This is a genomic window from Hydrogenophaga sp. 5NK40-0174, assembly GCF_040372165.1.
Taxonomy (GTDB): Bacteria; Pseudomonadota; Gammaproteobacteria; order Burkholderiales; family Burkholderiaceae_C; genus Hydrogenophaga.
Map to the genome: position 1 here is coordinate 542,132 of NZ_BAABWG010000002.1, position 11,574 is coordinate 553,705.

Consider the following 11,574-nt stretch of genomic DNA (forward strand, 5'->3'; position numbering starts at 1 on the left):
GCTCCCTTATCGCCCGATCAGGAAGACGGTCGGCAGTTTCGAGGCCAGCGGGTCAACCGAACCTGCCAGCTGCACCTGCTTGCGCCACTGTGCAACAGAGCGACTCTGGCACTCTTCCACACCGGTGATGGTCAGTCCGCTGCAAGTGGCCAGGCGTGTCTCTGGAGAGAGCGTGTGCAGTGCAGTCTCTAGCCACGCCTTGTTGCGGTAGGGTGTTTCTATGCACACCTGGGTTTGACCGGACCGGGTGGCGAGTTGCTCCAGTTCCTTCAACCGCTTGGCTCTTTCGGCTGGCTGCTGCGGCAAGTAACCGACAAAGGCGAATTGCTGGCCATTGAGTCCGCTGGCGGCGAGCGCCAGCATCAGTGAAACAGGGCCGACCAACGGAACCACTTTGGCGCCCATGTCGTGCGCAGCGCGGACAAGAGAGCTCCCCGGGTCGGCAATGGCGGGCATGCCCGCCTCGCTGACCAGGCCCATGTCTTCCCCTGCAGCCAAAGGGCGAAGCAACTCTGCCACGGCGTTGCGGTCGACCTGTTCCGGCAGATGATCGCCTTTCTTGTGGGTTTGCCTGGGCAAGGACTGGATATTCAGGGCCTGAATAGGCAACGCCAGTGGACAAGCGCCTTCTACCCGCTTGAGGAAAGCACGGGTGGACTTGGCGTTCTCCGTGATCCAGTGTGTCAGGCCCGCCGCACGTTGCAGCGTCGCGAATGGCAGTACCTGATCGATGGAGCCGCCATCTGGCTCACAACCGAAGTCCAATGGGGTCGGAACCAGAAAGAGCTGACCGATCTGCTTATCGGTGTGGGTTGAATTCATGCCCATCTCGACGTTCAATCTGTTTGGGTGGCGGGCAGCAGCCGGATGCCTGCCTCGCGCAGCATGCGTGCTGTCCGTATGAGTGGGAGTCCTATCAATGCCGTTGGATCGTCATTGTCGATCCGGTCAAGCAAGGCGATGCCCAGCCCTTCGCTTTTGGCGCTGCCTGCACAGTCGTAGGGCTGCTCCGCCCTGAGGTAGCTCTCGATTTCTTCGTCGGACAGCGATCGGAACACCACTTTGACGGGCGCCAGCTCGATCCGCTCATACCCCGTGGCAGCGCAGACGACGGCAACAGCCGTCTGGAAGATGACGGTTTGACCGCTCATGCTTTTGAGTTGTGCCGTCGCTCGTTCATGCGTGCCAGGTTTGCCAAGCGGATTTCCTGCCAGGTCTGCGACCTGATCTGAGCCGATCACCACGGCCTCGGGGTTCCGGCTGGCTACATCGCGGGCTTTTGCCAATGCCAGCCGGACGGCAAGGCGGTCCGGCGCTTCCCCGGAGCGGGGCGATTCATCGACATCCGGCGCTACGGTATCAAAGTCGAGATGAAGCCGCGAGAGCAACTCCTTTCGATAACGGGATGTCGACCCCAGAATGAGTGGTCGAGCGTTGCATGTGTGATGTCGGGCGGTTGGATCCAGTGCATTCATGGGGCCATATTGTGGTCGGTTTTTGGCTCAGGTGCGTGTGGAGGCTCACGAGCTTTGCAGGGCATTGGCTTACACTCTGCCCATGAGTTCAACCGAATCTGAGAGCGCTCGCCGCTGGAATCTCCGCCGCTTGGATGTGCAGGCGTTTGCGCGGGCTGCGGTAGTGCTGGATGGCGAAAGCCCACTGTCGGATTTCGAGCGGCTGGTAGAGGATACGGTCGCGGTACTGGAGTCGCAGACAGTGAAATGGTCCCTGCGGGGCGAAGTGCGCAAAGACGCGAGCTCCGGGGAGGCCTCCGTCTGGCTGCTGCTGGCAGCCGAAACCTGTGTGGCACTGAAATGCCAGCGCTGCCTGGAGCCTGTTGCTCACCCTCTTGGTTTTGAGCAGTGGTTCAGGTTTGTTGCTACAGAAGACCAGGCAGCGATGGAGGATGAAGACGCTGAGGAGGATGTGCTCGCGTGGGACCCCAGGCCAAACCTCTTTGAGCTGATGGAAGACGAGCTGCTCATGGCCATGCCGATGGTGCCGATGCATGACACGTGTCCTGTACCGGTAAAATCCCAAGCTGGCGAGGAAGAGCTCGAAGACAAGGTGGTTGCTGCGACCGAAAAGCCACACCCCTTTGCGTCTCTGGCGTCATTGAAAAAGCCGCATTGAGCGAAAATTGCCAAGGGCCGCTTGACACGCTATAATCTCAGGTTTTGCGCAAGCGCCTAAAGCGTCGGCAAGGATTTGGCCCAGCTGCTGGCCGGGTCAACGGTCCTTTTCCGCCCACGAAGCATCGATATCTGTCCCTGTCTTGGACGGTGTCGCGAATGCTGAGTCTTGAGGCATCTGCGCTTGTGTGTCCAACATTTTCGGCCTGGATAGAGAACTGGCGTTCGCGCGGTGTTTCAGGCTTTTTACGATCAGACGATCACAAGGAGCCCATCATGGCTGTTCAGCAAAACAAAAAGTCGCCTTCCAAGCGCGGCATGCATCGCTCTCACAATGCTCTGACCGCGCCTGGTATCGCTGTCGAGCCAACGACTGGTGAGGTTCATCTCCGCCACCACGTCAGCCCCAACGGTTTCTACCGTGGCCGTCAGGTTCTGAAAAAGAAGTCTGACGCCTGATCTGGGCCGAAATTCGAGAGTGGGTGTTGCTGCGTTTTACGCAGCAAGCTGATTCTCTCGTGGCTTGGCTGTCGAAAAGACCCGCATGCACTCATGCGGGTTTTTTTTCGATCTGCCTGTCGGGGAAATCTGGCCGCGAAGCCGGTACCGATCCAGCTTGTTTGATCAAATCCGGAGCCTGGCGTGACTGGCAGGCGACAATCAGGCCAATGAGCAGAAACTGGTCTGAAGAATGTTACTGTCCTGGTTGGTGGCGAAAGCCATGGGTCAGGTGACTAATCTATGGACATGATTACGATAGCTGTGGATTGCATGGGCGGCGATGCCGGGCCAGCCTCCACCATGCCTGCGTGCCGGGCTTTTCTCGCGTCTCACCCCAATGTGCGGTTGCTGCTGGTAGGGCGGGGCGAAGCCTTGCTGTCGGAAGCTCAGTGGCGCGATTTGCTCAATCACGAGCGATGCGAGCATGTGGAGGCCTCTGAAGTGGTTTCCATGGACGATGGCATCGAGGTGGCTTTGCGCAAGAAAAAAGACTCCTCGATGCGCGTGGCGATCGCACAGGTCAAGGATGGCAAAGCGCTGGCGGCGGTCTCTGCCGGCAATACGGGAGCGCTGATGGCCATCGCGCGCTATGTGCTCAAGACCATGGATGGTATTGATCGCCCGGCCATTGCCACACAGATGCCTAACGCCAAAGGTGGTGCCACGACGGTGCTGGACCTTGGGGCCAACGTGGACTGCACGGCCGAGCACCTTTTGCAGTTTGCCGTCATGGGGTCTGCGCTGGTGGCTGCGGCCTCTGGCAAGGAGGCGCCATCGGTCGGGTTGCTCAATGTCGGGGAAGAAGTCATCAAAGGCAACGAAGTCATCAAAAAAGCTGGCATCTTGCTTCAACATGCTGCCAAATCTGGGGATTTGAACTTCCATGGCAATGTCGAAGGCAATGACATCTATGCCGGCAGCGTTGATATCGTTGTTTGTGATGGTTTTGTCGGGAATGTGGCCCTCAAGGCCAGCGAAGGTGTGGCTGCGATGTTGGCCGGCTTTATCAAGCAGGAGTTTTCTCGCAGCATCTTCACGAAAGTTGCAGCTATCTGCGCTTATCCGGTATTGATGGCATTCAAGAAACGGGCTGACTACAGACGCTACAATGGCGCAGCCCTGCTCGGATTGAGGGGGCTGGTGTTCAAGAGCCATGGTTCCGCTGACGCCTTTGCGTTTGAGCAGGCCTTGGCCAGAGCCTATGATGCCGCGGACAATCGGCTGCTCGAAAACGTCAGGGGGCGAATTGCTCATGCGGCACCTCTGATGGCTCCGGCACCCACAGGTGTCCCGGCAGGAGACGAATTGCCTTCGCCGGCCAGTTGACTCAATCAATAAATAGGCGTCCCTTTTCCGCTTTTCTGCTGAATGACCCAGTTTGCGCGTATTTCCGGCACGGGCAGTGCGCTGCCGCCGAAGCGGTTGACCAACGCCGATATGGTGGCAATGCTTGCTCCCCGTGGTGTTGAAACCAGTGACGACTGGATTGTCGAGCGCACGGGCATCCGTGCTCGCCACTTTGTCGATGAGGGTGTGTTTGCCAGCGACCTGGGCGCAGAAGCGGCCAGGAAAGCGATGGCGGCTGCCGGTGTTGCGGCAGCCGAGATCGATCTGATCATTGTTGCCACGTCGACGCCAGACATGGTGTTTCCATCGACAGCGGCCATCATCCAGCACAAGCTTGGCATTTCAGGATGCCCGGTCTTTGATGTACAGGCGGTGTGTAGTGGCTTCGTCTACGCGTTGACCGTGGCTGACGCCATGATTCGGACGGGGTCGGCCAGGAAAGCGCTGGTGATCGGCTCTGAAGTTTTCTCCCGCCTGCTGGATTTCGATGACCGAACCACCTGCGTCCTGTTTGGAGATGGCGCAGGTGCAGTGGTGCTTGAGGCATCGGAAACGCCGGGCATTCTGGCTTCAGACCTGCATGCAGATGGCAGGTACGTTGATATTCTGTGTGTTCCCGGGCATGTACAGGGTGGCCAGGTTCTCGGCGACCCACTGCTCAAAATGGATGGCCAGGCTGTGTTCAAGCTGGCGGTGGGCGTGCTGGAGAAAGCGGCCCGTGCAGTGCTGGACAAGGCAGGAAAGACCGAGGCAGACATTGACTGGCTGATTCCGCATCAGGCCAATATCCGCATCATGCAGGGCACAGCCAGAAAGCTCAAACTGCCGATGGACAAAGTCGTGGTGACGGTCGATCAGCATGGCAATACCTCTGCCGCGTCCATTCCCCTGGCGCTTGATCATGCGGTTCGCCATGGACAGGTCAAGAAGGGTGACACCCTGATGCTCGAAGGCGTTGGGGGCGGGTTCACGTGGGGTGCGGTGCTGGTCGATTTCTGACCGGATGACCTGCACCTGAAGTTGTGATTTGGAAAGATTGAACAAGACATGAGTGCATTTGCCTTTGTTTTTCCCGGCCAGGGCTCACAGTCGGTTGGCATGCTCGACGTTTGGGGTGAGCATCCCGTTGTCAAGGAGACCTTGGCTGAGGCGTCTGAGGCATTGGGCGAAGACGTTGCTGGCTTGATTCAGAACGGCCCCAAGGAAGCGTTGGCTTTGACCACCAATACCCAGCCCGTGATGCTGGTGGCCGGCGTGGCCGCCTGGCGCGTGTGGCTCAGCGAGGGTGGCCTCAAGCCGGATGCCGTTGCCGGTCACTCTCTGGGTGAGTACAGTGCTCTGGTGGCCGCAGGTGTTTTGACACTCGCTCAGGCCGCGCCATTGGTGCGCTTTCGTGCTGCCGCTATGCAGGAAGCCGTGCCGGTCGGTACAGGGGCGATGGCTGCTGTGCTGGGAATGTCCGCGGACAAGGTGCAGGCTGGCTGTGCAGAAGTGCAGGCGATGTTCGAGGCAGGCAGTGGTGAAGTGGTTGAAGCGGTCAATTTCAACGATCCCATGCAAACCGTCATCGCTGGCAGCAAGGCCGCAGTGGAGAAGGCTTGCGAAGTTCTCAAGGCCAATGGCGCCAAGCGCGCACTCGGCCTGCCTGTGTCTGCGCCTTTTCATTCCAGCCTGATGAAACCTGCTGCCGAAAAGCTGCGAGTCAAGTTGGCTGAAACCAGCTTTGCTGCGCCAGAGATAGCCGTTGTCAACAATATTGATGTGGCGGTCGAGCAGGATGCAGACAGGATTCGCGATGCCTTGTATCGTCAGGCCTTTGGTCCGGTCCGTTGGGTTGAGTGCATTCAGGCCATCAAGGCCCGCGGAATCCATCACGTGGTCGAGTGCGGCCCTGGCAAGGTGCTCGCAGGCATGACCAAACGCATTGACGGCGAGCTCAATGGCGCGCCGCTGTACGATCCCGCCACGTTGGCAGAGGTCAAGGCGCTGGTACAAAGTTGAGTGAGGTTGGTGCCGTCCTGGCAACCCAGCCGCACCACCACAGATGAGGAAGAGAAAACATGTCGGATAAGGTACCCACAAAGCAGGTGGCACTCGTGACGGGCGCGTCCCGGGGCATCGGGGCTGCCATCGCAGCGGCTTTGGTCGCCAAAGGCATGGTCGTCATCGGCACGGCCACGTCGGAAGAAGGGGCGGCACGCATCACTGACGCGCTCAGCTCTGTCGCAGGGGCAGCCGAAGGCTGTCGAGGTGTCAAGCTCGATGTCAATGACGCCGAGGCGGCCGAGAGCCTGGTGGAAGACATTGCGAAGGCTGAAGGTGGTCTGCACGTGCTGGTCAACAATGCCGGCATCACCCGCGACATGCTGGCCATGCGCTTGAAGGATGAGGATTGGGATGCTGTACTCAATACCAACCTGAAAGCCGTTTTCCGGATGAGCCGTGCCGTCATTCGTCCCATGATGCGGCAACGCTACGGGCGCATTGTGAGCATCACAAGTGTGGTGGGCGCGTCAGGTAACCCGGGGCAGGCCAACTATGCTGCGGCGAAAGCCGGCGTGGCCGGTATGACTCGGGCCTTGGCCCGTGAACTCGGCGCTCGCAACATCACGGTCAACTGTGTGGCGCCCGGTTTCATCGAAACGGACATGACCGCCAAGCTGCCGGAGGAGCAACACAAGGCGCTGCTGACCCAGATCCCGCTTGGACACCTGGGGCAACCGGAGGATATTGCACATGCAGTGGCCTATTTGACCAGTGCAGAGGCGGCCTATGTGACGGGGCAGGAGTTGCACGTCAACGGTGGCATGTTCATGGCCTGAAGCCAGCATTCGCCGAGTCAGACATTTTTATCAAACCAAGCGCCGTTTCCACCGCCCGGCAGGCCAGTTAGGGTTCCGACTCTAGCCCGGCTAAAATGGCGGTTTGTATTTCAACCACCCTTAGAGGGAACTATGAGCGATATCGAAGCACGAGTGAAGAAAATCATTGCCGAACAACTCGGCGTGGAAGAGAGCCAGGTGACCAACGAAAAGGCTTTCGTGGCCGATCTGGGCGCTGATTCACTCGACACCGTTGAGCTGGTGATGGCACTGGAGGATGAGTTCGGTATCGAAATCCCGGACGAGGACGCAGAGAAGATCACCACGGTTCAGAACGCCGTCGACTACGCCGTCGCCAACCAGAAGGCCTGACGGACAGATGAGTCGTCGTCGAGTCGTCGTTACCGGGCTTGGATGCATCAGCCCCGTGGGAAACACGGCTGCTGAGTCCTGGACCAATCTGCTGGCAGGCCAGTCCGGTATCGACCTGATCACCAAGTTCGATGCGTCAGCATTTGCGTGCAAGTTCGCAGGCGAAGTCAAAGGCTTTGATCTCGAGTCCTACATCGGGTCCAAAGAGGCGCGAACGATGGATACATTCATCCATTACGGCGTCGCTGCAGCCCATCAGGCGGTGGTCGATTCAGGGCTTCCCACAGGGGATGACCTGGACGAGGAACTGGCGACTCGGATCGGTTGCATTGTCGGGTCCGGTATCGGCGGCTTGCCGCTGATTGAAGACACGCATTCAGAACTGACCAATCGGGGTCCCCGGCGGATTTCCCCTTTCTTTGTTCCGGCTTCCATCATCAACATGATCTCCGGTCATGTCTCGATGCGCTTTGGATTCAAAGGCCCCAATCTGGCAGTGGTGACGGCCTGTACGACAGGCCTCCATTGCATCGGAGAAGCCGCACGCAAGATCGAGTACGGTGATGCCGACGTCATTGTGGCCGGTGGTTCCGAGTCCACGGTTTCGCCGCTGGGCATTGGTGGCTTTGCCGCGATGCGTGCGCTGTCTACCCGTAACGACGACCCCAAGACTGCCTCCAGGCCTTGGGACAAGGATCGCGACGGGTTTGTGCTGGGCGAGGGCGCTGGTGTCATGGTGCTCGAGGAGTATGAGCATGCCAAGGCTCGTGGCGCCAAGATCTATGCGGAAGTGGCTGGATATGGCATGAGTGCTGATGCCGGCCACATGACGGCACCCAGCATGGACGGACCGCGTCGCGCCATGGTCAATGCGCTGAAGAATGCTGGAATCAATGCCGATCAGGTGGACTACCTGAATGCGCATGGAACGTCGACGCCGCTGGGCGATATCAACGAGACGAAGGCCATCAAGGCGGCGCTCGGCGATCACGCAGGCAAGATGGTGGTGAGCTCGACGAAATCCATGACGGGACACCTCCTGGGTGGTGCAGGTGGCATTGAGAGTGTTTTCACGGTCCTGGCCGTGAAGGAGCAGAAATGCCCACCAACCATCAATATCTTCGAGCAGGATCCTGAGTGCGATCTGGACTACTGCGCCAATACTGCACGCGACCTCAAGATTGATGTGGCAGTGAAGAACAACTTTGGTTTTGGCGGCACCAACGGAACCCTTGTGTTCAAACGTGCCTGATCTGCTGCAGGATTGCAGCTCAAGACGCCTGTGAAAAGCGCCCCGTCGGTTCAATACCCGGTGGGGCGTTCCCCTTTCTATGGGGTGGTGCTTGTTGCGCTGGCCATGGTGCTGCTTCTGGCGTGGGGTCTGTGGCTGTCGTCGACGGGAACGTCAGCTCATGTGTCCGAGATAGCTGGAGCGGGCTTTCTGGCCTGGGCCGGGTGGTGCTGGTGGGCATGGCGCCACTGGAATGGCTCCCTGACAGGCGTGTTGCGCTGGACGGTGGCCGATGAATCGCGGGTGAAGCCCGAAGCTGCCTCCACCAAAGCGGGAGGCGACTGGCTTTGGGCGTCCAGTGAAGGCAAGACGCATGTGCTTGATCAAGTGAAAGTTGTCGTTGATCTTCAAGGGACTGTCTTGGTGATGCTCCGCTCAAAGCGGCACGGCCGGATGCCGACGCACATCTGGCTGCACCGGAGCAGTGAGCCGTCGCGATGGCTGGAATTGCGTCGGGCTCTGGTCGCGCATGCTGAATAGGCCGTGTGGGGCTTCAGGTATATTGTGCGTGCACCAGACATAGCCAGATGAATCAAGCGATACCTCCGGACCAACCCCAAGCCGCCTCCAGCGACACCATACTGGTGCAACGAACACTGGCGGGAGATCAGCGCGCATACGAACTCCTGGTGTTGAAATACCAGCGCCGCGTCGAGCGTCTGGTAGCGCGCATGGTGCGAGATGTCGACTTGGTGCCGGACATCACTCAGGAGACGTTCATCCGGGCGTACAAGGCACTTGCTCAGTTTCGCGGCGAAGCCCAGTTCTATACCTGGCTGTACCGCATCGCGGTCAACACGGCCAAGAAACAATTGCTGGAACTCAAGCGGGATCCTCTGGTCTACCAATCCCAGCTGGCAGGTGCAGACGATGATGAAACCGCAGAGCAGCGGCGAGAAGCGGCGTCACAAGCATCGGATGAAGCAACGCCTGAAGCCATGTTGGCGAGCAAGGAGATTGCCGAGGCGGTGAATACGGCGATGGAAGCGCTTCCGGAAGAATTGAGAATGGCCATCACGCTGCGCGAGATTGAAGGGCTGAGCTATGAGGAAATTGCGCAGGCACTGGATTGCCCTATCGGGACAGTGCGAAGCCGCATCTTCAGGGCCCGCGAGGCAATTTCGAACAAAATCAAGCCCATGCTGGACCGCCAAGGTGGTAAGCGATGGTGAGGTGTCAGCAGTGAGAAAGTACACGGTTGTGGTCAGGTCTCGATCTCTGTTGCCAATATCAGAGAACCAAAACCAGAAATCTGGATCACACAGGGTGCTTCTCCAGGAGTAATTGTCATGAACGAACGCGCAAAGCTCTCCAATGCCCAGTCAAATGCCCAGGCAGCTCCACTTTCTGGAGCCATTGGCGCTGAGGCAACGCTCGAGCTGCTCTCGGCCCTGACCGATGGGGAACTGGATGAAAAGGAGGCCCGGTGGCTGTTGTCTGCCGGCGAGCCTGATGAGAATGTGCATGCCAGGTGGACCTCGTATCACCTGATTGGAGACGTGCTTCGTGGGCAGTCTGATTTATCCGTGGTCAGCAGCCCGCAGTCTCTCCTGACCGCGGTGCGTGCCCAGGTGGGCGAATCGTCAGGGCATGCCTTCGAAAGTCCGGAGGCGAAGCCTCATGGGCATACCGAGCTGGCCCACAGCCGTACGACTACCAGTGCAAACGATGCCACTTATCGCTGGAAGCTGTTGGCTGCCGCCGCGTCAGTAGCGGCTGTGGCAGCTGTTGGCTGGAACGTCATGAGTGCCGTTGCTGGCTCAGGTGATCTGGCCGATCCCCCCGTGACCATGGCTGAGCGGCTGATTTCGCCTGCAGCTGTGAACGGCACCTCACCTGTGCTGGTGAAGACCGAAGTGGGCGCAGTCATTCGCGACCCCGAACTGGAGCGCCTGCTTGCCGAACATCGCAGCCATGGCAGCATGTCTTCTCTGCAAATGTCCGCCGGCTTTTTGCGCAGTGCCACGCAGGAAGCGCCCCGTCCACCCTCCGCCCGATGATGATGTTGCAGCCTTTCATGCGACGTCAGTCGCGAAACATTGCCGCACTGGTACTTGCCTCGACCGTCAGCGCCATGGCCATGGCGCAGTCGGAGCCCTCTGGACAGCGCTCCATAGGGGACTGGTTGAACCGGGTTCACCAGGCTGCTGTAGGCCGTGCCTACACAGGGACATTGATCGTTTCCGCCGGGAGTGCGATGTCGACCTCCAAGGTGTGGCATGTCTGTGATGGCAACGACCAGATGGAGAAGGTCGAGACCTTGTCCGGGGCGCCGCGCACCACGATTCGGCACAACAGTGAAGTGATCACTTTCGACCCGGGGACGGGCAAGGCATTCAGGGAGAAGAGAGAGTCACTTGGCCTTTTCCCCGAGCTAATGAAGGTGCCCAATGGTTCACTGGAGCGTTTCTATCTGCTGGAGCGGCAGGGGGAAGACAGGGTTGCGGGCCATATGGCCGACGTGCTGACACTGCTTCCACGGGACGATTTGCGCTTTGGCTACAAGATCTGGGCCGAACAGTCGACCGGACTGGTGGTCAAGTTGCAGACACTGGGAGAAGGCAGGGGCGTGCTCGAGCAGGTTGTTTTCACTGAGCTCAATCTCAATGCGCCGGTCGAACATGCGACGCTTGCCGCACAGATGGTGGCGACCAGTGGATTTCAGGTTTTTGAGCCCAAGCTCGCCAAGACAACCGCGGAAGAACAGGGTTGGCGCCTATCCCATCCGGTGCCCGGCTTTGTGCCGATGGGGTGTCATGTCAGAGCCGATGAAGCGGGTAACGCTGTCTCAGGTGCACCCATGCAGTGGGTGTTTTCAGATGGCCTGGCTTCCGTGTCGCTTTTCGTGGAGCAGTTCGACCCGGCCAAACATCAGCGTGAAGGCGCTGCTGTGATGGGGGCTACCCATTCGCTCTCACGTCGCCTGGGTGAGTTCTGGCTGACCGTGCTGGGGGAGGTGCCACCGCTGACTCTGGCCAGGTTCGCTCAGTCCCTGGAGCGCCTTCCCTGATGTGATTGCCGGGTGAGTAACCTAGGGTATGAGGTAAGTGCCGCCGCACTGCAACAGTGTTTCGGACGTTGGAAGCTGAAAGATGTGTTCATTTGATTG

The 11,574-nt window shown here is 59.1% G+C and carries 14 protein-coding genes; 12 read left to right on the plus strand and 2 right to left on the minus strand.

Features of this window, described 5'->3' with window-relative positions; all coding sequences use genetic code 11:
* Positions 1-6: 6 nt before the first annotated feature.
* Positions 7-822 (minus strand): SAM-dependent methyltransferase, encoded by an 816-nt coding sequence (locus ABWV89_RS08180; RefSeq protein ID WP_353395748.1) that lies wholly within the window; start codon positions 820-822, stop codon positions 7-9.
* A gap of 14 nt (positions 823-836) precedes the next feature.
* On the minus strand, positions 837-1,475 hold the full coding sequence (locus ABWV89_RS08185) for a Maf family protein (RefSeq protein ID WP_353395749.1): 639 nt from the start codon (positions 1,473-1,475) through the stop codon (positions 837-839).
* 82 nt (positions 1,476-1,557) lie between these two features.
* Here ABWV89_RS08185 and ABWV89_RS08190 point away from each other — a divergent pair, with 82 nt between their 5' ends.
* From ABWV89_RS08190 to ABWV89_RS08245, 12 genes are all read left to right on the plus strand, one after another.
* Complete coding sequence (locus ABWV89_RS08190; protein WP_353395750.1) at positions 1,558-2,133, plus strand: YceD family protein; 576 nt, start codon at positions 1,558-1,560, stop codon at positions 2,131-2,133.
* A gap of 275 nt (positions 2,134-2,408) precedes the next feature.
* A complete protein-coding gene (gene rpmF, locus ABWV89_RS08195; protein WP_353395751.1) occupies positions 2,409-2,591 on the plus strand; it encodes a 50S ribosomal protein L32 in 183 nt (60 codons plus the stop codon).
* Between the two features lie 288 nt (positions 2,592-2,879).
* Positions 2,880-3,959 carry a phosphate acyltransferase PlsX gene (gene plsX / locus ABWV89_RS08200; RefSeq protein ID WP_353396069.1) on the plus strand — a complete coding sequence of 360 codons (1,080 nt, stop codon included), beginning with the start codon at positions 2,880-2,882 and terminating at the stop codon, positions 3,957-3,959.
* A 42-nt stretch (positions 3,960-4,001) separates the two neighbouring features.
* Positions 4,002-4,979 carry a beta-ketoacyl-ACP synthase III gene (locus tag ABWV89_RS08205; protein ID WP_353395752.1) on the plus strand — a complete coding sequence of 326 codons (978 nt, stop codon included), beginning with the start codon at positions 4,002-4,004 and terminating at the stop codon, positions 4,977-4,979.
* Positions 4,980-5,027: 48 nt separating this feature from the next.
* Positions 5,028-5,981, plus strand: a complete 954-nt coding sequence (gene fabD, locus ABWV89_RS08210) for an ACP S-malonyltransferase (protein WP_353395753.1) — start codon at positions 5,028-5,030, stop codon at positions 5,979-5,981.
* 59 nt (positions 5,982-6,040) lie between these two features.
* Positions 6,041-6,802: a 3-oxoacyl-ACP reductase FabG gene (gene fabG, locus ABWV89_RS08215; RefSeq protein ID WP_353395754.1), complete on the plus strand. Its 762-nt coding sequence runs from the start codon at positions 6,041-6,043 to the stop codon at positions 6,800-6,802.
* Positions 6,803-6,934: 132 nt separating this feature from the next.
* A complete protein-coding gene (acpP, locus tag ABWV89_RS08220) occupies positions 6,935-7,174 on the plus strand; it encodes an acyl carrier protein (RefSeq protein ID WP_353395755.1) in 240 nt (79 codons plus the stop codon).
* Between the two features lie 7 nt (positions 7,175-7,181).
* A complete protein-coding gene (gene fabF / locus ABWV89_RS08225) occupies positions 7,182-8,426 on the plus strand; it encodes a beta-ketoacyl-ACP synthase II (RefSeq protein ID WP_353395756.1) in 1,245 nt (414 codons plus the stop codon).
* Positions 8,427-8,456: 30 nt separating this feature from the next.
* Positions 8,457-8,945 carry a hypothetical protein gene (locus ABWV89_RS08230; protein WP_353395757.1) on the plus strand — a complete coding sequence of 163 codons (489 nt, stop codon included), beginning with the start codon at positions 8,457-8,459 and terminating at the stop codon, positions 8,943-8,945.
* 47 nt (positions 8,946-8,992) lie between these two features.
* On the plus strand, positions 8,993-9,637 hold the full coding sequence (rpoE, locus tag ABWV89_RS08235; protein ID WP_353395758.1) for an RNA polymerase sigma factor RpoE: 645 nt from the start codon (positions 8,993-8,995) through the stop codon (positions 9,635-9,637).
* 117 nt (positions 9,638-9,754) lie between these two features.
* Positions 9,755-10,465: a sigma-E factor negative regulatory protein gene (locus ABWV89_RS08240; protein ID WP_353395759.1), complete on the plus strand. Its 711-nt coding sequence runs from the start codon at positions 9,755-9,757 to the stop codon at positions 10,463-10,465.
* A gap of 17 nt (positions 10,466-10,482) precedes the next feature.
* On the plus strand, positions 10,483-11,475 hold the full coding sequence (locus tag ABWV89_RS08245) for a MucB/RseB C-terminal domain-containing protein (protein WP_353395760.1): 993 nt from the start codon (positions 10,483-10,485) through the stop codon (positions 11,473-11,475).
* Positions 11,476-11,574 lie beyond the last annotated feature (99 nt).